This is a genomic window from Mycobacterium sp. E1386 (genome assembly GCF_001672745.1).
GTDB lineage: Bacteria > Actinomycetota > Actinomycetes > Mycobacteriales > Mycobacteriaceae > Mycobacterium.
Window position 1 is genome coordinate 1 of record NZ_LZKH01000104.1, and the last position, 19,499, is coordinate 19,499.

Here is a 19,499-nt window from a genome sequence, read left to right on the forward strand (position 1 = left end):
CCCGCTGCCCGGACGTCGAATCGCCGGCGACGTAGCCGACGTAGCCCTGCTGCACCTCGCGGTAGTCGATCCCCGCGTCGGCCAGGGCGTTGGTCCCGGACTCGCGCGCCATGTCGGGGTAGTCCCAGCCTTCGCGGCGGCCGGGCTTCTCGAATTTCGTCATGCCGACGCCGACGACGTAAACCTTGTTGGACATAGCGCGCCCCTTCTTCGACAGGCTGGAGAGATCCGCGCCTCAGCCTATTCCTGGAGCGTCGCGGGTCTGATCACAACCACCGACTTGGTGCGTGAGCCCTCGTCGCGCAGCAGCGCGATCACCCGCCCGGCGGCGTCGCAGGCGGCGTAGACGCCGTCGATGCCGGCAGGCGCGAGCGCTCGCCCGTTGGCCGCCGCTTCGGCCTCCCCGGCGGTCAGGTCGCGGCGCGGGAAGATCAGCAGGCACGCCTCGTCGAGGGTCAACGACAGGCCGGGCCGCTCGGCCAGGTCGTCGAGCGAGCGGGCCTGCTGCAGGGTGAAGCGACCGACGCGGGTGCGCCGCAGCGCCGTCAGATGCCCGCCAACGCCGAGCGCGGCGCCGACGTCGCGGGCCAGCGCGCGAACGTAGGTTCCCGACGAGCAGTCGACCTCCACGTCGACGTCGACGAACTGGCCCTCGGACCGGACATCGAGCACCTCGAACCGGTCGATGCGCACCGGCCGGGCCTCGAGTTCGACGGTCTGGCCCTCGCGAACCAGCCGATAGGCGCGCCGCCCGTCCACCTTGATCGCGCTGACCGCGGACGGCACCTGCTCGATATCGCCGCGCAGGCCGGCGACCGCGGCCACGATCTCCTCTCGCGTCAGGTGCGCGGCCGAAACGCTGTGCAGCACTTCTCCTTCGGCGTCCTCGGTGGAGGTGGTCTGGCCCAGCCGAATGGTGGCGGTGTAGGACTTGGCGGCCGCGGTCAACAGGCCGAGGATCTTGGTGGCGCGGTCGACGCCGATCACCAGCACGCCGGTGGCCATCGGGTCCAGCGTCCCGGCGTGCCCCACCCTGCGGGTGGCGAAGATGCGGCGGCAGCGGCCCACCACGTCGTGACTGGTCATCCCGGCCGGCTTGTCGACGACGACCAGTCCCGGACCGGGCCCCGGGCCGCCACTCATAGCACGATGGCGGTCAGCACCAGTCCCCGCTCGACCGACCACCGGCCCCTCAGCGCGGTCAGCGGTGGCCCGTCGAGGGTCTGCCCGTCGATCAGGATCTTGGACACGAACACCCCGGTGGTCTCCCCGTCCGGCGGGTCGAGGTCGAACACGATGTGGGCGTCCTCGAAACCCAGCCAGCGCTTGGTCAACGGGAACCAGGCCTTGTACGTTGCTTCCTTGGCGCAGAACAGGATTCGGTCCCAGTGCAGGCCGGCGGGCAGCGTCGTCATCTCGTGTCGCTCTTCGGGCAGGCTGATCGCGTTCAGCACGCCGTCCGGCAGCACGTCGTGCGGTTCGGCGTCGATGCCCACCGAGCGCACCGCTTCGCTGCGGCCGACGACCGCACCGCGATAGCCGGTGCAGTGGGTGAGGCTGCCCACCACGCCGTCGGGCCAGCAGGGTTCGCCCTTCTCCCCCTTGAGGATCGGCACCGGCGGCAGGCCGAGCTCGCCCATCGCGACCCGGGCGCAGTGCCGGACGGTGACGAACTCGTTGCGCCGCTTGGCCACCGACTTGGCGATCAGCGGCTCCTCTTCGGGCAGGGGAACGAGGTCCGGCGGGTCAAAGTACAGCTCCGAGTAGGCGAGCTCGCCCATGTCGGGCAGCACCGAGGAGACCAGCTTGTCCGTCATCGTGATTGCCGCTGCCGCAACCGTTCCCGGAACTGTGCGGCCTGCTGCCGCATCTCGGGAGTGATCTCGAAGTGGCCGCCGAAGTCGTTGAGGTATCCCGGCGCGTATTGCGGGTCGGGCAACACCTGGCGCAGCCAGCTGTGCGGCTTGCGGCGCCGCCACTCCCTCGGGTATCCCACCGACACCTCCTCGAAGCGCACGTCGTCGTACCAGGTGGTGCGCGGAATGTGCAGGTGACCGTAGACCGAACAGACCGCGTTGTAGCGGGTGTGCCAGTCGGCGGTCTTGGTGGTCCCACACCACAGCGAGAACTCCGGGTAGAACAACGCGTCGCAGGGCTCGCGGACCAGCGGGAAATGGTTCACCAGGACGGTCGGCGTCATCCAGTCGAGTTGCTCGAGGCGGGTCCGCGTGGTGGCGAGCCGCTCCTGGCACCACGCTTCCCGGGTGGGGTACGGCTCCGACGACAGCAGGAATTCGTCGGTGGCGACCACGTTGCGCTCCCGCGCGATGGTCAGGCCCTCGGCTTTGCTCGCCGCCCCCTCGGGCAAGAAGCTGTAGTCGTAGAGCAGGAACATCGGCACGATCGTGGCCGGGCCGCCGCGCTCGGTCCACACCGGGAAGGGATGCTCCGGCGTGACGATGCCCATCTCGTCGCACATGTGGACCAGGTACTCGTAGCGGGCCCTGCCGAAGACCTGCACCGGATCCCGCGTCGTGGTCCACAACTCGTGGTTGCCGGGCACCCAGATCACCTTGGCGAAGCGCCGGCGCAGCAGGTCCAGGGCCCAGCGGATCTCGTCGGTGCGTTCGGCGACGTCACCGGCGACGATCAGCCAGTCCTCCGGCGAGGACGGGTGCAGCGACTCGGTGACCGGCTTGTTGCCCAGGTGACCGGTGTGCAGGTCGGAGACGGCCCACAGCGTGGGTTGTCCCCCATTGGTCGATTCCTGCCCCGCATTTTGACCAGCCACGGTTAACCAGCCTAATGACCCGCGGTGCGGGGCCGGCTGGGGCCGCGCCTTGCTCGCCGGCATTGGAACGTGTTCTTGTTTACCGGTGACCGCGCGGGAGGCGACTTGTACACTCCCGGCAAGGGCCAGGGAGCCGTCAGGGGGTGTCGTGTTCGCCAAGATACGTCTGATCGGGGCCATCGGTGCCGTGATCGCGGCGGCCATCGCCGGCACGGCCGGGTGGCAGGGCGGCGCTCAGGGGCCAACCGGGGGCGGGCGCGTCGAGCTGCGCTCGACGGCGGCGCCGATGGAAACCACGATGAAGAGCCCGATCGTGGCCACCACCGACCCGCGCCCGTTCGACGCGTGCGAGGACATCCCGTTCGACGTCATCCAGCGGCTCGGCCTGGCGTTCACACCGCCCGAGCACGAAGACGGCCTGCGCTGCCACTTCGACGCGGGCAACTACCAGGTGGCCGTCGAGCCCATCATCTGGCGCACCTACGAGGCGACGCTGCCCCCCGACGCCGTCGAGACCACCATCGCCGGCCACCGCGCCGCGCAGTACTGGGTGCTCAAGCCGACGTATCACAACAGCTACTGGTATTACTCCTGCATGGTCGCATTCAAGACCAGTTACGGCGTGCTGCAGCAGGCGCTTTACTACTCCACCGTCTACTCCAACCCCGAGGTCGACTGCATGTCCACCGACCTGCAGCGAGCCAACGACCTCGCGCCGTACTACAAGTTCTGATCCCCGCTCGGGCCTTAACCTGGGCACCGTGAGTATCACCTCGACGCGACCCGCCCAGCCCGCGCTGCACGCCCTGCGACACCTCGGCGGCAAGGCGGTGGGCCGGCTGCTGGGCCTGTCGCCGGCGACCACCGAGTACACCGTCGAACGCGTCCGGGTGCCCATGCGCGACGGGGTCGACCTGGTGGCCGATCACTACACGCCGAACACCGACTTCCCCGCCGGCACCCTGCTGGCGCGGGGGCCGTACGGGCGCTCCTTCCCGTTCTCGCTGGTGTTCGGCGCACTGTACGCGGCCCGCGGCTACCACGTCGTGCTGCAGAGCGTCCGCGGCACGTTCGGGTCGGGCGGGGATTTCGAACCGATGGCCAACGAGGCCGCCGACGGCGCCGACACGGTGGCCTGGCTGCGTGAGCAGCCCTGGTTCACCGGCAGCTTCGCCACCATCGGTTTGTCGTACCTCGGGTTCACCCAGTGGGCGCTGATGACCGATCCCCCGCCGGAGCTCGCCGCGGCCGTCGTCACCGTGGGGCCGCACGATTTCAACGCCTCGGTGTGGGGTACCGGCTCGTTCGCGATCAACGACTTCCTCGGCTGGAGCGACATGGTCGCCCACCAGGAAGACCCGGTGCGCGCCCGGTCGGCGCTGCGCCAGCTGCAGAATCGCAGCAGGGTGACGCAGGCGGCCCTCGGGCTGCCGGTGGGCGACACGGCCCGGGCGCTGCTCGGTGCGGGCGCGCCCTGGTTCGAATCGTGGGTCGAGCACACCGACCCGAACGATCCGTTCTGGGACGCGCTGCGCTGCGGCGACGCGCTGGACCGCGTCGACGTGCCGGTGCTGCTGATCGGCGGCTGGCAGGACATCTTCGTCAGGCAGACGCTGCAGCAGTACGAGCACCTGCGCGGCCGGGGCGTCGACGTCGCGCTCACCATGGGCCCCTGGACGCACACCCAGCTGCTCACCACCGGCCTGAGCACCTGCACGCGGGAGTCGCTGGACTGGCTGGGCGCCCACCTCGGCGGCGCGCCCGCCCCGCGACGGCCCGGCCGGGTCCACGCGTATGTCACCGGCCAGGGTTGGCGCAGTGTGGCCGACTGGCCGCCCGCCACCACCGAGCGCGAGCTGTATCTGCGGCCCGGCGGACACCTCGGTGAGACCGCACCGACGGACCTGACGCGGCTGGCGCCGGCGTCCTTCCGCTACGACCCCGCCGACCCCACACCCACCACGGGCGGCCCGTTGCTGTCGCCGAACGGCGGTTACCGCGACGACAGCCGGCTCGCGACGCGCGACGACGTGCTGGCCTTCACCAGCCTCACCCTCACCCACGACCTGTGCGTCTACGGGACCCCGATCGTCGAGCTGGCGCACGGCGCCGACACTCCCCACGTCGACCTCTTCGTCCGGGTGAGCGAGGTCGACGCCAAAGGCCGGTCGAAGAACGTCAGCGACGGCTACCGGCGGTTGCGGACCGCCAAGAAATCGTCGAAGGGGACCGTCCGCGTCGAACTAGACGGCATCGCCCACCGCTTCCGCGCCGGCTCCCGCATCCGCCTGCTGATCGCCGGCAGCTGGTTCCCCCGCTACGCGCGCAACCTGGGCACCGACGAGCCGATTCTGACGGGCCGACAGTCCGAGCCGGCCACCCACACGGTGCGCTACGGACGTTCCAGGCTGCTGCTGCCCGTCGGCCCGCTCGACCTGTCAGCCAACGGCGCGGCGGACGCGGGCGGCGACCTCGGCTAGCGCGGCGTCGTCGTGAACGGGCGCCGCGAGCGGCGCCCGCAGGGGCAGCTCCACCCAGCTTTTGCAGCCGCCGTAGTCGGGCGTCCGGGTGATCTGCACCGGCTCGGCCAGCGGGTGCACCGACACCACCAGCACGGCCAGCTTGTGCCTCGGGCGGAAGTCGAGCCGGTCGGCGCGCACCGAATCGCCGGTCCAGATGTGCAGGTCCTCGATTTCCGCCAGCCGGTCTGGCTGGTTAACCGCCACGGCGGCAACGACTTTCGCGGCCGCCCGGATCACCAGACGGTCGTCGGTGCTGTCGGCGGCGGCCGCCTCGAGCAGGTCGCGATGCTCGGGCCGCACGCGCTCGAAGTGGCTGTGGGCGACCGTCGGGAACAGGAGGAACTCGGAGGCGGCCAACTCGAAGCGCTTCTCCCCGATGCCGCCCTTGCGTAGCAGCACCTGCTGTCGCCCGTTTAGCAGGGCGTGCACCGCCGCGCTCCACTCCTTGAGAGCGGGCGTGGTTGCGGTGTGCGTCACTGCGCCCCGGCCAGGCGGGCGATGACCTCAGGCCGGCGCAACGGTGGGACGGTCTTGGGCGGCTGGCGCCGCGGAGGCAACGCCGCCAACAACCGGGCCGTCGTCTCGGTGACCTCGGCAACCGCCGCCTCGAAGGCGTCTGCGTTCGCCGCCGAGGGTCGGGTGATCCCGCTGACCTTGCGCACATACTGGCGGGCCGCCGCCGCGATCTCCTCGGCGGTCGCCGACGGTTGCAACCCGCGCAACTCGGTGATGTTCCGGCACATGCCTCGACGATAGGCGGGGCCGGCGACCCTTTACGGTGATCTCATGAGCGACGACATCCTGCTGATCGAAACCGACGAGCGGGTGCGCACCCTGACCCTCAACCGGCCGCAGTCCCGCAACGCGCTGTCTTCGGCGCTGCGGGATCGATTCTTCGGGGCGCTGGCCGACGCGGAAGCCGACGACGCCGTCGACGTCGTCATCGTGACCGGCGCCGACCCGGTGTTCTGTGCGGGCCTGGATCTCAAGGAGTTGGGCGGTTCCTCGGCGCTTCCGGACATCTCCCCACGGTGGCCTCCGCTGAGCAAGCCGGTCATCGGTGCGATCAACGGCGCCGCGGTGACCGGCGGGCTGGAGCTGGCCCTGTACTGCGACATCCTGATCGCCTCGGAGAACGCCCGCTTCGCCGACACCCACGCCCGCGTCGGCCTGCTGCCCACCTGGGGGCTGAGCGTGCGGCTGCCGCAGAAGGTCGGCGTCGGCCTGGCCCGCCGGATGAGCATGACCGGGGACTACCTGTCCGCCACCGACGCGCTGCGCGCCGGGCTGGTGACCGAGGTGGTGCCGCACGACCAGCTGCTGCCCGCCGCACGCCAGGTGGCCGCGTCGATCGTCGGCAACAACCAGGATGCGGTGCGCGCGCTGCTGGCGTCCTATCACCGGATCGACGACTCGCAGACCAGCGCGGGCCTGTGGCTGGAAGCGATGGCGGCCCGCCAGTTCCGGACCAGCGGCGACGACATCGCCGCTAACCGCGAGGCGGTGCTGCAGCGCGGGCGGGCGCAGGTCCGCTAGCAGCGCCGGCCTCGTCGATGATCCAATTTCCGCCGCCCGCGCCGTGGCGAAGACCGACCGCGGACATCGTCGCGACCGTGCTGCTCTTCGTCGCGGAGCTGGCGGTCAGCGCCGTTTCAGTCGCCCTGGCGTTGTTGTCCTCGATGTGGCTGATGCTGCCGATATGCAGCGACAACTGCGACAGCCCCGCCGTCACGCACTTCGTCCACCGCACCTTCACCGGGACCGTCGTCATCGCGGGCGGGATCGCGCTGGCCCTGCTGGTGTCATGCGTCGGGGCGCTCGTCACCGGCATCCGGCGTCGGGCCGGGATGTGGAAATGGCCGGCGTTGGGCCTGGTCATCGCCGTTGTGTCAGTTCTGATCGCCGCTGGCTTGTGGGTGAACTGAGGGCAACCAATACGATCAGCTGATGCGTTTGGTCCTGGACGTCCTCGGGAGGTTGTTCGCGTGCGCCGTGGCGCTCGCCGCGGCGGTCACAACGGTGATCACAATGGTGGGCACAGCGCCGCGCGCGGCCGCGCAGCCGCCGGCGGGATTTCCCAACCTGGACGGTTTCGCACCCGTCCCGGCGGACGGCTACGTCATCAGCAGTGGCCCGAGTACCCCGCCGCGGATCAGCTTCTCCACCCCATACTCCCTGGTGTGTGACTTCTATGGCGGCCCGGCGCCGGCGCCGCAGCCGTCACAGGACATCAAGTGCAAAGGCGACATGCCCGGCATCGACGACGTCCCCGTGCTCGGCGGGCGCCCGCACCCGGGCGATTGCCTGGTGGGTTCGGCCGAGTTCAAGGGACCGGGCTACCAGTTGAGCCGCATGTCCTACGGCGGATGCGACGGCAACCCGGCCGCCCTGCCACCGGGCGGCAAGTTGTTGGGTGCAGGTCAGAAGCTGACCTACCTGAACGTCACGTGCGCCGTCGGCGCCGACAACCTGGTCGCCTGCCTGGACACCACCAGTGGTGACCACGGGTTCGTGCTGCAGCGGGCGGGCAGCTGGGCGTTCTAATCGAGCGCGGCGCGCAGCGACGCGACCGCGTCGTCGATCGGCCCGCTCGTCGAATAGCCGGCGGCCAGCCGGTGGCCGCCCCCGCCGAACGCGAACGCGACCGCCGCCAGATCCACGTCGGCCTTGGCGCGCATCGACACCGACCACTGCTGCGGGTCGACCTCCTTGAACACCGCGGCCACCTCGGCCTGCTGCGTGGTGCGCACGATGTCGACGATGCTTTCGACTTCCTCGGGCCGCGAGGTGACCCAATCCTGGTGTCCGACAACGGCATACACCAGCCCACGGCCACCGGCCGCGTCGGGCAGCAGGTGCGCCGAGCCCAGCACGCGTGACAGCAGTGGCAGCCAGCTGAAGGGATGGCTGTCCATCAACGCTCGGCTGACGGCGGCGTTGTCGACGCCGGTCTCCACCAGCCGGGCCGCCAGCCGAAGCGCGCGGGGGGTGGCCCAGCGGAACGAACCGGTGTCGGTGGTCAGCCCAGCGTAGATGCAGTGCGCGACGTCCGGTTCGATCGGCTTGCCCCACGCGTCGAGGATGTCGGCGATCATCATCGTCGTCGAATCCGCCGACACGTCAACGAAGTTCGCGGTCCCGAACAGCTCGTTGGAGGCGTGGTGGTCGATGACCAGCGACTCGCGGCCGGGGCCGGCCAGATCGCTCAGCGCGCCCAGCCGCTTGACGCTTGGAACATCAACGGTGACAACCAGATCGACGTCGCGCCGCATCGCGTCCGCACCGACCAGCAGCTGGCAACCGGGCAACGACGCCAGCGACTCCGGCAGCGCCGCCGGCTCGGCGAAACCGACCTCGACGCTTTTTCCGCACTTGTCCAGCACCAGCGCCAGCGCCAGGCCCGCGCCGATGGTGTCGGCGTCGGGGTGCACATGGGCGACCACCGCGATAGTCGCGGCGCCGGAGAGCAATTCGACCGCGCCGCGGGCGTCGATGCGCACCCCGGCTCCCGCGGCCCCGGCCAGCTCAGTCTTCGCGTCGGTCGTCGTCACCGGTGTCCTCATCACTCGACCCCCGGTAGGGATCGGCCTCCCCGGCCGGCTTGGCCCCGGAACGAACCCGCGCCAGATCGGCGTCCGCGGCGCGGGCCCGCGCCAGCAACTCGTCCATCCGCGCCACGGTGTCCAATGTGGTGTCGCGGGTGAATGTCAGCGTGGGCGTGAAGCGCACGCCGGTGCCCGCCCCCACCATCGTGCGCAGCGCGCCTTTGGCCCGTTCCAGCGCGGCCGCGGCGGCGGCGTAGTCCGGCTCTTCGTCGAGGGTGCGGCCCATCACGGTGTAGAACACCGTCGCGTCGTGCAGGTCGGCGGTGACCTTCGTGTCGACGATGGTCACCCCGTCCAGGCCGGGATCCTTGATCTCGAACTCGATCGCCGAGGCGACGATCGTGTTGATGCGTTTGGCCAATCGGCGCGCCCTTGCGGGGTCCGCCACTATTTATTCACCGCCTTCTCCTCATCACTTCGTTCTGCATCGTCGGCGGCGGTCAGGCGCGCTCCTTCTCGACGAGCTCGTAGGACTCGATGATGTCGCCTTCCTTGATGTCGGAGTAGCCCAGCGTCATACCGCACTCGAAGCCCTCGCGGACCTCGGTCACGTCGTCCTTCTCCCGTCGCAGCGAGTTGATCGTGAGGTTCTCGGTGACCACGACGTTGTCCCGCAGCAGGCGGGCCTTCGCGTTGCGCCGCACCACGCCGGAGCTGATCATGCAGCCGGCGATGATGCCCACCTTCGAGGACCGGAAGATCGCGCGGATCTCGGCGCGACCCAGCTCCTTCTCCTCGTAGATCGGCTTGAGCATGCCGCGCAGGGCCTTCTCGATGTCGTCGATCGCCTGGTAGATGACCGAGTAGTAGCGGATCTCGACACCCTCGCGGTTGGCGAGCTCGGTCGCTTTCCCTTCGGCGCGCACGTTGAAGCCGATGATGACCGCGTCCGACGCCGACGCCAGGTTGACGTTGGTTTCGGTGATGCCACCGACGCCGCGGTCGATGACTCGCAGTTCCACCTCGTCGTCGACCTGGATGCCCATCAGGGCCTCCTCGAGCGCCTCGACCGTACCGGCGTTGTCGCCCTTGAGGATCAGGTTCAGCTGGCTGGTTTCCTTCAGCGCCGAGTCCAGGTCCTCCAGGCTGATCCGCTTGCGTGACCGCGCCGCCAGCGCATTGCGCTTGCGGGCGCTGCGCCGGTCGGCGATCTGGCGGGCGATGCGGTCCTCGTCGACGACCAGGAAGTTGTCACCCGCGCCGGGCACCGACGTGAAGCCGATGACCTGCACCGGCCGCGACGGCAGAGCCTCCTCGACGTCCTCACCGTGCTCGTCGACCATGCGGCGGACGCGACCGTACGCGTCGCCGGCCACCACCGAGTCGCCGACGCGCAGCGTCCCGCGCTGCACCAGGACCGTGGCGACCGGGCCGCGGCCGCGGTCCAGGTGCGCCTCGATCGCCACACCCTGGGCCTCCATGTCGGGGTTGGCCCGCAGGTCCAGGGCGGCGTCGGCGGTCAGCAGCACCGCCTCTTCGAGCGCCTTGATGTTGGTGCCTTCCTTGGCGGAGATGTCGACGAACATCGTGTCGCCACCGAAATCCTCTGCGACCAAGCCGTATTCGGTGAGCTGGCCGCGAATCTTCGCCGGGTCGGCGCCCTCCTTGTCGATCTTGTTGACCGCCACCACGATCGGCACGTCGGCCGCCTGCGCGTGGTTGATGGCCTCCACCGTCTGCGGCATCACGCCGTCGTCGGCGGCGACCACCAGGATCGCGATGTCGGTGGCCTTCGCGCCGCGGGCACGCATGGCGGTGAACGCCTCGTGACCCGGGGTGTCGATGAAGGTGATCGGGCGCTCGGTGCCGTCGAGGTCGACGGACACCTGGTACGCGCCGATGTGCTGGGTGATGCCCCCGGCCTCAGCCTCGCGCACGCTGGCGTTCCGGATGGTGTCCAGCAGCCGGGTTTTACCGTGGTCGACGTGACCCATCACGGTCACCACCGGCGGCCGGGTCTGCAGGTCTTCCTCGGTGCCCTCGTCCTCGCCATAGGTCAGGTCGAAGGACTCCAGCAGCTCGCGGTCCTCGTCCTCGGGGCTGACCACCTGGACGACGTAGTTCATCTCGCTGCCCAGCAGCTCGAGCGTCTCGTCGCCGACGGACTGGGTGGCGGTCACCATCTCGCCCAGGTTGAACAGCGCCTGCACCAGCGAGGCCGGGTTGGCGTTGATCTTGTCGGCGAAGTCCGACAGCGATGCGCCCCGGGCCAGCCGGATGGTCTCGCCGTTGCCGTGCGGCAACCGCACGCCGCCGACGACCGGCGCCTGCATGTTCTCGTACTCGGCGCGCTTCGCCCGCTTGGACTTGCGACCGCGCCTGGGCGCACCACCGGGACGGCCGAACGCGCCGGCCGCACCGCCGCGCTGACCGGGACGGCCACCGCCGCCGCCGCCACCGGGACGGCCGCGGAAACCTCCGCCACCCCCGGGCGGGGCGCCGACGCCGCCGCCACCGCCGCCGCGGTAGTTGCCGCCGCCGCCGTCACGGCCGCCGGGACCGCCTGGTCGGCCCCCACCCCGGCATGACGCCGGGTCCGCGACCGGGTCCGGCGCCGAAGCCCGGTGTTCGCACCCCGCGCGTCGGGTTTAGCTATGACGCATGGTCATCGGGACTTCACGGTGTGCTCATGTTCTTTGCTACCTGTTCTGTTGCCGTGCTGGTCGAGCGCTTCCACGTACTCGACCAGCGCGGATGTGTCCGGTGGACGGTCGATGCGCAGCGCTCTGGTGAGAGCCCGCCGCCGAATCGCCTGTTGCACGCACGGCGGTACGGGATGCAGCCATGCACCCCGCCCCGGCCGTTTGGCCCTGGTGTCAACGATCACGGCGTATTCGCCGTTCCCGTTCGACTGAGCCACCACGCGAAGCAGTTCGACGGCCAGCTCTCGCTTTCGGCACCCGACGCACGTCCGGACTGGTCCGTCCACACGTTTGTGCGCCCGGGCCGAAGGCTCACGCTGGATCACGGCTCAGTCTAGCGTCACTTATCCGATGGTCAGAACCGCCCGAGGATGCGGGCGAGGATCCCCTAGCGGTCGTGCGCCATCCCGTGGGTGGCCCCGTGTTCGGGGTGGCTCTCCGAATGCGACTCCGATCCCCCCGGCGTATCGCCGCGGATATCGATCCGCCACCCGGTGAGGCGCGCGGCCAGCCGCGCGTTCTGGCCCTCCTTGCCGATGGCCAGGGACAGCTGGAAGTCGGGCACCACCACGCGGGCGGCCCGGGCGTTCGGGTCGATGATCGATACGGAGACCACCTTGGCCGGCGACAGCGCGTTGGCGACGAAGCGGGATGGATCCTCGTCGTAGTCGATGATGTCGATCTTCTCCCCGGAGAGCTCGCTCATCACGTTGCGCACCCGTTGGCCCATCGGCCCGATGCAGGCCCCTTTCGCGTTCAGCCCGGGAACGTTGGACTTCACCGCGATCTTGGAGCGGTGGCCGGCCTCCCGGGCCACCGCCACGATTTCCACCGACCCGTCGGCGATCTCGGGGACTTCCAGGGAGAACAGCTTGCGGACCAGGTTGGGATGCGTTCGCGACAGCGTGATCAGCGGCTCGCGGGAACCGCGGGTCACGCCGATGACGTAGCAGCGCACCCGGTTGCCATGCTCGTAGCTTTCGCCCGGCACCTGTTCGGCCGCCGGGATCACGCCTTCGGATGCCTTGGTCTCGGTGCCCATCCGGACGACGACCAGGCCGCGGGCGTTGGCGCGGTTGTCGCGCTGGATGACGCCCGCGACGATCTCGCCCTCACGGGTGGAGAACTCACCGTAGGTGCGCTCGTTCTCCGCGTCCCGAAACCGCTGCAGCATGACCTGACGGGCGGTGGTGGCGGCGATGCGGCCGAAACCTTCGGGGGTGTCGTCCCATTCGCTGATGACGTTGCCGTCGTCGTCGGTTTCGCGGGCGACGACCTTGACGACGCCGGTCTTGCGGTCGATCTCGATGCGCGCGTCGTTCTGATGGCCCTCGGTGTGCCGGTAGGCGGTGAGCAGCGCCGACTTGATCGTCTCGAGCAGCTCGTTGACCGAGATACCGCGATCCACCTCGATGGCGTGCAGCGCGGCCATGTCGATGTTCATCAGTGCCGCTCCTCCGTCCTGTCGGTCCGGCCCGCCAGGTCCAACTCCGCTTGGGCTGGGGGCGAAAACTCCACCTGGACAACGGCTTTGGCGATGTCGGCGAGTGGGAGCTCGCGCACCTGGTAGTCGCGTCCCGCGCGGACCACCAGCGCGACGGTGTCGCCGCGCGTCTCGCCGACGCGACCGGTCAGTCGCGAACCGTCCGCGAGGACGACGTCGACCTTGCGGCCGCGGGCGCGACGGAAATGCTTTGCACTGGTCAGCGGGCGGTCCACGCCCGGCGAACTCACCTCGAGCACATAGCGGTCGGCGACATCGTCGATGCCGTCCAGCAACGCCGACGCCGAGCGCGACAGCGTCGCGATGGTGTCCAGGTCGAGGGCTTTGTCACCGTCGGCGACCACCATGATCCGCGGCGGGCGCGTCCGGGCGTCGATGACCACGTCTTCGATCTCGTATCCGGCGCGCGCGAACTCATCACCGAGTAGCTCGATCACCTGCGTCTGCGAAGGTAGCCCGGTGGTCACGGCGAGCTCCTCATCTTGAGTTGTCCGGTCAGCTGGAGGGCGTCGCCGCCCCTTGGCCCTATTTAGCCCTGCGGGCGGCTCCGGTGTCCTGGCGGAACGCGAAGGCTGCCGTTCCGCGAGAGCAGCTATCAACGATACGCCAGGAATCGCGTCTGACGGCCGGATCGCGTCCTGGCCTCCTACCCACCCCCGCACCGATGGCAGGATGTGTTTGTGTCTAGCGCATTTCCGGTCGTCAACCGGCGGGGTGTGCTCGCCGGCGGCGCGGCTCTGGCTGCGCTCGGGGTGGTGACCTCCGCCTGCGGCGAGTCCCCGCCCAAGCCTCCACCCGTCGAAGAGCTGTTGGGGCCGCTGGACCAGGCCCGCAAGGACAGCGCGCTGGCCGGTGCCGCGGCCGCGGCCGTCGGCAACCCGCCACAGATCGCCGCCGCGCTGACGGTGGTCGCGAGCCAACGCGCCGCGCACGCCCGCGCCCTGTCCACGGAGATCTCGCGGGCCGCCGGCAAGATCACCGCCTCGTCCACCAGCGAGACCGCGGGCCCCAGCCCGAGCGCCGCCGAACCGGCGGGACCGCCGCCGCCTCCCCCACCGGTGTCGGACGTGATCAACGCCTTGCGCGCCTCGGCGGACAGCGCCAGCCGGATGGTGGCGGGAGAATCCGGCTACCGGGCGGGGTTGCTCGCCTCGATCATCGCGTCCTGCACCGCGTCGTACACGGTCGCCCTGGTTCCGGGGGGCCCGTCGATATGAGCTCCGGCAAGGACGCGGACAACGCCGCGCTGTGCGACGCACTGGCCATCGAACACTCGACCATCTACGGCTACGGCATGGTCTCGGCGCTGTCGCCGCCCAGCGTGAACGACATGGTGGTGGAGGCCCTGAGTCAGCACCGCCAACGCCGCGACGACGTGATCGCGATGCTCAACGCCCGCAAGGTCAACGCGCCGGTCGCCGCCCCCGGTTACCAGTTGCCGATCCTGGTGGGCAGCGCGGCGGATGCCGCGCGCCTGGCGGCGCGGATGGAAAACGACGGCGCGTCGGCCTGGCGCGTGGTGATCGAGCACGCCGAGACGGCCGACGACCGCGCGTTCGCCGCCACGGCCCTGACGCAAAGCGCGGTGATGGCCGCCCGATGGAACCGGGTGCTGGGCGCCTGGCCCATCACGACGAGCTTCCCCGGCGGAAACGACTAGCGGCGCAAGGGTTTTCAGTTACCCGGTAAGGGCCGCCGCGACGTCGGTGGCCAGCGACGGCCCGGTCGCCAGCTCGCGCGTTTCTCCGCCGAAGCGGTCGCGCAGCTCCACCACACCGTTGCCCCAGCCGCGCCCCACCACCAGGATCCACGGCACGCCCAGCAATTCCGCGTCCTTGAACTTGACCCCCGGTGATGCTTGACGGTCGTCGAGCAGCACCTCGATGCCCAACCGGTCCAGGTCGGCGGCCAGCGCGGTGGCCCCGGTGCGGGCGTCCGCGTCCTTGTTGGCGATCACCAGATGGACGTCGAACGGCGCGACCGAAGACGGCCAGCGCAGGCCCAACTCGTCATGGTGCTGCTCGGCGATCACCGCCACCATCCGCGACACCCCGAGGCCGTAGGACCCCATGGTCAGCCGCACCGGCTTGCCATCCTCCCCGAGGACGTCGGCGGTGAAGGCGTCGGTGTACTTGCGGCCGAGCTGGAAGATGTGCGCGACCTCGATGCCCCGGGCCGACACCAGCGGGCCGGCGCCGTCGGGAGACGGATCGCCGTCGCGCACCTCGGCGGCCTCGATGGTGCCGTCGGCGGTGAAATCGCGGCCGGCCACCAGGCCGACGACGTGCCGGCCGGGCTCGTCCGCCCCGGTGATCCAGCTGGTGCCGTCCACCACCCGCGGGTCGACGAGATAGCGAACACCGTTGTCCCGCAGCGCCTTCGGCCCGATGTAGCCCTTCACCAGAAATGGGTATTTGGCGAAGTCGGAATCGTCGAGCAACGCGTACTCGGCCGGTTCCAGCGCGGCGCCCAGCCTCTTGTCGTCGACCTCGCGGTCGCCCGGCAGCCCGATGGCCAGCAGCTCCCACTCCCCGCCGGGCTGGCGCACCTTGAGCAGGACGTTCTTCAGCGTGTCCGCCGCGGTGACCGTGCGGCCGAGGCCGGCGGTGTTGGCCCAATCCACCAGGGTGGCGATGGTCGGGGTGTCACCGGTGTCGTGGATTACCGCCTCGGGCAACCCATCGATCGGTTTGGCCTCGGGGCGGGCGGTGACGACGGCCTCGACGTTGGCCGCATACCCCGATTCCAGGCAGCGCACGAAGGTGTCTTCGCCGACCGGACTTTCGGCCAGGAACTCCTCGGAGGCGCTGCCGCCCATCGCCCCGGACACCGCGGACACGATCACGTAGCGCACCTGGAGCCGGTTGAAGATGCGCTGGTAGGCCTCCCGGTGCGCGTGATAGGCGGCCTTGAGTCCGGCGTCGTCGACGTCGAAGGAGTAGGAGTCCTTCATCAGGAACTCGCGCACGCGCAGGATCCCCGCGCGCGGCCGCGCCTCGTCGCGGTACTTGTTCTGGATCTGATAGAGCAGCACGGGAAAGTCTTTGTAGGAGTTGTATTCGCCCTTGACCGTCAGCGTGAATAGCTCTTCGTGCGTCGGGCCCAACAGGTAGTCGTTGCCGCGGCGGTCCTGAAGCCGGAACACCCCGTCGCCGTATTCGGTCCACCGGTTCGTGGTCTCGTACGGCGCGCGCGGCAGCAGGGCGGGAAACAGGATCTCCTGACCGCCGATCGCGTTCATCTCGTCGCGGACGATGCGTTCGATCTTGCGCAGCACCCGCAGCCCGAGCGGCAACCAGCTGTACAGCCCGGGCGCGATCGGCCGGATGTAGCCGGCGCGGATCAGAAGTTTGTGGCTGGGCACTTCGGCATCAGCGGGATCGTCACGCAACGTGCGCAAGAACAGCTCGGACATCCGGGTGATCACAGCGGGCCAGCCTAACTTGTCAGGGGTGGGCGCCTAGCAGCCGAGGACCCGTGCAGGCTCCGCGAATTTGATATCGCCGGCGCTATCGAATCCGGCGCAAAGCTATTGGAGCGGGCCGCCAATCGGCGACCCCGGCGTCACAGCTCGCCGGCGTCGATCGCTTCCTTGACCTCTTGCGCGTGGGCCACCTGGGCGGGGGTGTAGCCGATCAGCAGCGCCGCGGCGCCGACGATGACGGCCACCCCGGCCACCCACAGCAGGCCGTAGGTGTAGCCCTGGTCGAGCGCGTGCAATTGGAGGTCGTTCATGATCTTCACCGGGCCGGTGGTGCCGCCCATGTACAGCGTGCGGGAGGTGATCACGGCCTGGATGACGGCCAGCACCAGCGGACCGCCGAGGCTCTGCAGCATCAATGCGATCGCCGACACCGGACCGATCTGGTCGAAGCCGACACCGGCAATGGCCGCCAGCGTCAGCGGGACAACGCAGATGCCGATGCCGATCCCGCCCACGATGATGGGGAGCACCAGGTTGGGGAAATAGGGCACGCCGCGGTGCATGAACCCCCAGCCGTAGAGCATCGCCCAGAACAGCAGGATTCCGCCGCCGATCGTCAACACCCGGGGCGAGAACCGCGACACCAGTTGCGAGGAGACGCCCAGCCCGATCCCCATCGCGATGACGAACGGGATGAAGCCGACGCCGGCGCGCAGCGCGCTGTAGCCGAGGATGTCCTGCACGTACAGGCCGATGCACACCGTCAGGCTGAACATGAGGCCGCCGGCCAGGAAGATCGCGGCGAAGGTGACCAGCCGGTTGCGGTCGCGGAACAGATCGAATGGGACGACCGGGTTTTCGGCGGTGCGCTCGACGATGATGAAGGCGAGGGCGGCGGCCATCGCGACCACACCCGAGCCGACGGTGGTGATCGAGACCCAGCCCTTTTCCGGCCCCATCGAGAAGGCGAAGACGGCCGCGGTGCACGCCAGCGTCGCCAGCATGGCGCCGGTGGCGTCGAGCTTCATCCGCTCCCGGTTGGTCTCGCGCAGCGCGGTGCGCGCGAGGTAGATCATCACCAGGCCGATCGGCACGTTCACCAGGAACGCCAGCCGCCAGGACACCTCGGTCAGCGCTCCGCCGACCACCAGGCCCATCACCGAGCCGACCGCCGTCATCGCGGCGAACACCGCCGTCGCGAAGTTACGCGCGGGCCCCTTGGGGAAGGTGGTGGCGACCAGCGCCAAGCCGGTCGGCGAGGCGATGGCGGACCCGACCCCCTGTGACAGCCGCGCGATGACCATGGTCACCTCGTCCCATGCGACCGCGCACAGCACCGAGGAGATGGTGAACAGCGCGACGCCGACGATGAAGGTGCGCTTGCGCCCGATGGTGTCGCCGAGCCGGCCGCCCAGCAGCATCAGTCCACCGAAGGTGAGCACGTAGGCGGTGATCACCCAGCTGCGGCCGGCGTCGGACAGGCTGAGCTCGTTCTGGATCCGGGGCAGCGCGACGATGGCGACGGTGCTGTCCATGGTCGCCAGCAACTGCATACCGCCGATGGCGATCACGGCCGCGATGAAGCGGCGGGACGGCAACCATGCCGGGTAGTACTTGCTGAGGCGGGTGGAGGCGGTCTCTGCCGGGCGCGTGGAGCGCGCCGCGGCCGGACGATCGGGGCGTGCGGAGGTGAAGTTGCGCACCGCGCGCTCACTGTCGTTGAGGGCCGTCATAAAGGGTTACCTTACAGTAATCTTAAGATCCGTTTAAAGCCCGAAAGCCGCCACCGGCCCGATCACGATGATCGCGGGAGGTCGGATGCCCTCGGCGCGGATCTTTTCCGGCGTGTCGGCGAGAGTGGCCCGCAAAGTCTGCTGAGCCGCCGTCGTTCCGTGTTGCACCACCAGCACCGGCGTTTCCGCAGGTCGGCCGCCCGCTATGAGCGCGTCGGCGAAAAGCTCGATGCGTTCGACGGCCATCAGCAAAACGATGGTGCCGGAGAGCGCGGCCAGCGCATTCCAATTCACTAACGATTCGGGGTGGCCGGGCGCCAGATGTCCGCTGACCACTACGAATTCGTGATTTATGGCCCGGTGCGTGACCGGAACGCCGGCCAGGGCGGGCACTCCTATGGCGCTCGTCACACCCGGCACGACGGTGACCGGAATCCCGGCGTCGACGCACGCCTGCACTTCCTCAAAGCCGCGGGCGAAGACGAACGGGTCCCCACCCTTGAGGCGGACGACGAACTTCCCGGACCGGGCGCGTTCGATCATGACGTCGTTGATCGCGTCCTGCGCCATCGCCCGCCCGTAGGGAATCTTGGCGGCGTCGATGACCTCCACGTGCGGCGGTAGCTCCGCCAGCAGTTCCGGGGGCGCCAGCCGGTCGGCCACGACGACGTCGGCGTGGGCCAGCAGCCGGCGCCCGCGCACGGTGATCAGTTCTGGGTCGCCGGGGCCGCCGCCGACCAGCGCCACCCCACCGCGCACGACGTCGGGGCTGGCCACGCTGTCCGGCGCGATTACCCCCGTCTGCAGCGCCTCCCGGATGGCCGAGCGAATGGCCGCGGACCGGCGGTGCAGGCCGCCGGCGAGCACCCCGACCGATAACCCTTCGTAACTGAAGGACGCCGGGGTCACCGCGGTCCCTTCCACGGCGATGTCGGCGCGGACGCAGAAAAGGTGGCGGCGCTCGGCCTCCGCGACGACGGCCGCGTTCACTTGCGCGTCGTTGGTGGCGGCGATCGCGTACCAGGCCCCGTCGAGGTCGCCGTCGCGGTATTCGCGCAGCGACAACGTGATTCCGGTCATCGCCTCGACCGACCTGGTGGCGCTGCGGGAGATCACGTGGACGTCCGCACCGCTGGCGATGAGCAACGGCAGCCGCCGCTGGGCAACCGAGCCGCCGCCGACCACGACGACCTTCTTGCCGGCCAGCCGTAGTCCGGCGAGGTAGGCGTTCTCGGTCACCGGGCAAGCCTAGTGGCGACCGCGAGCGCGGCGGAAACG

Annotated in this window: 20 protein-coding genes and 2 pseudogenes; 7 read left to right on the forward strand and 15 right to left on the reverse strand. The window is 69.7% G+C overall.

Going from position 1 to position 19,499, the window contains the following annotated elements:
- The 4 genes and pseudogenes from A5709_RS11810 to A5709_RS11825 form a co-directional block, all read right to left on the reverse strand.
- A pseudogene (locus A5709_RS11810) lies at positions 1 to 196 on the reverse strand (lipid-transfer protein); the annotation flags it as partial.
- Between the two features lie 44 nt (positions 197 to 240).
- Complete coding sequence (gene truB / locus A5709_RS11815) at positions 241 to 1,143, reverse strand: tRNA pseudouridine(55) synthase TruB (RefSeq protein WP_067947241.1); 903 nt, start codon at positions 1,141 to 1,143, stop codon at positions 241 to 243.
- The gene (locus A5709_RS11820) at positions 1,140 to 1,817 is read right to left on the reverse strand and encodes a 4'-phosphopantetheinyl transferase (RefSeq protein WP_068120009.1); all 678 of its coding nucleotides are present in this window, start codon (positions 1,815 to 1,817) and stop codon (positions 1,140 to 1,142) included. Before A5709_RS11820 ends, truB begins: the two co-directional genes overlap by 4 nt.
- Positions 1,814 to 2,791 carry a metallophosphoesterase gene (locus A5709_RS11825; protein ID WP_068011369.1) on the reverse strand — a complete coding sequence of 326 codons (978 nt, stop codon included), beginning with the start codon at positions 2,789 to 2,791 and terminating at the stop codon, positions 1,814 to 1,816. Before A5709_RS11825 ends, A5709_RS11820 begins: the two co-directional genes overlap by 4 nt.
- Before the next feature lie 148 nt (positions 2,792 to 2,939).
- Between A5709_RS11825 and A5709_RS11830 the strand changes: the two genes are divergently transcribed.
- On the forward strand, positions 2,940 to 3,524 hold the full coding sequence (locus tag A5709_RS11830) for a DUF3558 domain-containing protein (protein ID WP_067947247.1): 585 nt from the start codon (positions 2,940 to 2,942) through the stop codon (positions 3,522 to 3,524).
- A 28-nt stretch (positions 3,525 to 3,552) separates the two neighbouring features.
- Positions 3,553 to 5,271, forward strand: a complete 1,719-nt coding sequence (locus A5709_RS11835) for a CocE/NonD family hydrolase (protein ID WP_068120012.1) — start codon at positions 3,553 to 3,555, stop codon at positions 5,269 to 5,271.
- Here A5709_RS11835 and A5709_RS11840 read toward each other — a convergent pair.
- The gene (locus A5709_RS11840; protein ID WP_068120014.1) at positions 5,230 to 5,790 is read right to left on the reverse strand and encodes a DUF1802 family protein; all 561 of its coding nucleotides are present in this window, start codon (positions 5,788 to 5,790) and stop codon (positions 5,230 to 5,232) included. The genes A5709_RS11835 and A5709_RS11840 overlap by 42 nt on opposite strands.
- A complete protein-coding gene (locus A5709_RS11845; RefSeq protein ID WP_067947254.1) occupies positions 5,787 to 6,056 on the reverse strand; it encodes a DUF2277 domain-containing protein in 270 nt (89 codons plus the stop codon). Before A5709_RS11845 ends, A5709_RS11840 begins: the two co-directional genes overlap by 4 nt.
- A gap of 43 nt (positions 6,057 to 6,099) precedes the next feature.
- Here A5709_RS11845 and A5709_RS11850 point away from each other — a divergent pair, with 43 nt between their 5' ends.
- From A5709_RS11850 to A5709_RS11860, 3 genes are read left to right on the forward strand one after another with little or no spacing between them, the layout of a single operon-like run.
- The gene (locus tag A5709_RS11850) at positions 6,100 to 6,849 is read left to right on the forward strand and encodes an enoyl-CoA hydratase (RefSeq protein ID WP_067947256.1); all 750 of its coding nucleotides are present in this window, start codon (positions 6,100 to 6,102) and stop codon (positions 6,847 to 6,849) included.
- Between the two features lie 17 nt (positions 6,850 to 6,866).
- Positions 6,867 to 7,238, forward strand: a complete 372-nt coding sequence (locus A5709_RS11855) for a hypothetical protein (protein WP_067947258.1) — start codon at positions 6,867 to 6,869, stop codon at positions 7,236 to 7,238.
- A 22-nt stretch (positions 7,239 to 7,260) separates the two neighbouring features.
- On the forward strand, positions 7,261 to 7,857 hold the full coding sequence (locus tag A5709_RS11860) for a hypothetical protein (RefSeq protein WP_068120016.1): 597 nt from the start codon (positions 7,261 to 7,263) through the stop codon (positions 7,855 to 7,857).
- Here the strand turns inward: A5709_RS11860 and A5709_RS11865 are convergent.
- The 6 genes and pseudogenes from A5709_RS11865 to rimP form a co-directional block, all read right to left on the reverse strand.
- On the reverse strand, positions 7,854 to 8,864 hold the full coding sequence (locus tag A5709_RS11865) for a bifunctional oligoribonuclease/PAP phosphatase NrnA (RefSeq protein WP_156768023.1): 1,011 nt from the start codon (positions 8,862 to 8,864) through the stop codon (positions 7,854 to 7,856). The genes A5709_RS11860 and A5709_RS11865 overlap by 4 nt on opposite strands.
- Positions 8,839 to 9,306 (reverse strand): 30S ribosome-binding factor RbfA, encoded by a 468-nt coding sequence (gene rbfA, locus A5709_RS11870; protein ID WP_067947265.1) that lies wholly within the window; start codon positions 9,304 to 9,306, stop codon positions 8,839 to 8,841. Before rbfA ends, A5709_RS11865 begins: the two co-directional genes overlap by 26 nt.
- A gap of 52 nt (positions 9,307 to 9,358) precedes the next feature.
- A pseudogene (gene infB, locus A5709_RS11875) lies at positions 9,359 to 11,452 on the reverse strand (translation initiation factor IF-2); the annotation flags it as partial.
- A gap of 71 nt (positions 11,453 to 11,523) precedes the next feature.
- Entirely contained in the window at positions 11,524 to 11,886 is a 363-nt protein-coding gene (locus A5709_RS11885) for a YlxR family protein (protein WP_082973847.1), read from the reverse strand.
- A 62-nt stretch (positions 11,887 to 11,948) separates the two neighbouring features.
- A complete protein-coding gene (gene nusA, locus A5709_RS11890; protein ID WP_067943821.1) occupies positions 11,949 to 13,004 on the reverse strand; it encodes a transcription termination factor NusA in 1,056 nt (351 codons plus the stop codon).
- The gene (gene rimP, locus A5709_RS11895; protein WP_068007047.1) at positions 13,004 to 13,531 is read right to left on the reverse strand and encodes a ribosome maturation factor RimP; all 528 of its coding nucleotides are present in this window, start codon (positions 13,529 to 13,531) and stop codon (positions 13,004 to 13,006) included. Before rimP ends, nusA begins: the two co-directional genes overlap by 1 nt.
- Before the next feature lie 213 nt (positions 13,532 to 13,744).
- Between rimP and A5709_RS11900 the strand changes: the two genes are divergently transcribed.
- Positions 13,745 to 14,281, forward strand: coding sequence for a hypothetical protein (locus A5709_RS11900; protein WP_067943837.1), 537 nt, complete (start codon positions 13,745 to 13,747; stop codon positions 14,279 to 14,281).
- The gene (locus tag A5709_RS11905; protein WP_067943825.1) at positions 14,278 to 14,724 is read left to right on the forward strand and encodes a ferritin-like domain-containing protein; all 447 of its coding nucleotides are present in this window, start codon (positions 14,278 to 14,280) and stop codon (positions 14,722 to 14,724) included. Before A5709_RS11900 ends, A5709_RS11905 begins: the two co-directional genes overlap by 4 nt.
- 18 nt (positions 14,725 to 14,742) lie before the next feature.
- Here A5709_RS11905 and A5709_RS11910 read toward each other — a convergent pair whose 3' ends face one another.
- The 3 genes from A5709_RS11910 to cobA form a co-directional block, all read right to left on the reverse strand.
- Positions 14,743 to 16,491, reverse strand: a complete 1,749-nt coding sequence (locus tag A5709_RS11910) for a proline--tRNA ligase (protein ID WP_068120025.1) — start codon at positions 16,489 to 16,491, stop codon at positions 14,743 to 14,745.
- A gap of 137 nt (positions 16,492 to 16,628) precedes the next feature.
- Entirely contained in the window at positions 16,629 to 18,221 is a 1,593-nt protein-coding gene (locus tag A5709_RS11915) for an MFS transporter (protein ID WP_067943828.1), read from the reverse strand.
- 33 nt (positions 18,222 to 18,254) lie between these two features.
- The gene (gene cobA / locus A5709_RS11920) at positions 18,255 to 19,460 is read right to left on the reverse strand and encodes a uroporphyrinogen-III C-methyltransferase (RefSeq protein ID WP_068120026.1); all 1,206 of its coding nucleotides are present in this window, start codon (positions 19,458 to 19,460) and stop codon (positions 18,255 to 18,257) included.
- Between the last annotated feature and the right edge of the window lie 39 nt (positions 19,461 to 19,499).

Bases quoted from the DNA above. Each gene is read 5' to 3' on its own strand.
- truB (WP_067947241.1), bottom strand. From the start codon at position 1,143: ATGAGTGGCGGCCCGGGGCCCGGTCCGGGACTGGTCGTCGTCGACAAG.
- A5709_RS11820 (WP_068120009.1), bottom strand. From the start codon at position 1,817: ATGACGGACAAGCTGGTCTCCTCGGTGCTGCCCGACATGGGCGAGCTC.
- A5709_RS11845 (WP_067947254.1), bottom strand. From the start codon at position 6,056: ATGTGCCGGAACATCACCGAGTTGCGCGGGTTGCAACCGTCGGCGACC.
- A5709_RS11850 (WP_067947256.1), top strand. From the start codon at position 6,100: ATGAGCGACGACATCCTGCTGATCGAAACCGACGAGCGGGTGCGCACC.
- A5709_RS11855 (WP_067947258.1), top strand. From the start codon at position 6,867: ATGATCCAATTTCCGCCGCCCGCGCCGTGGCGAAGACCGACCGCGGAC.
- A5709_RS11860 (WP_068120016.1), top strand. From the start codon at position 7,261: ATGCGTTTGGTCCTGGACGTCCTCGGGAGGTTGTTCGCGTGCGCCGTG.
- nusA (WP_067943821.1), bottom strand. From the start codon at position 13,004: ATGAACATCGACATGGCCGCGCTGCACGCCATCGAGGTGGATCGCGGT.
- A5709_RS11905 (WP_067943825.1), top strand. From the start codon at position 14,278: ATGAGCTCCGGCAAGGACGCGGACAACGCCGCGCTGTGCGACGCACTG.
- A5709_RS11915 (WP_067943828.1), bottom strand. From the start codon at position 18,221: ATGACGGCCCTCAACGACAGTGAGCGCGCGGTGCGCAACTTCACCTCC.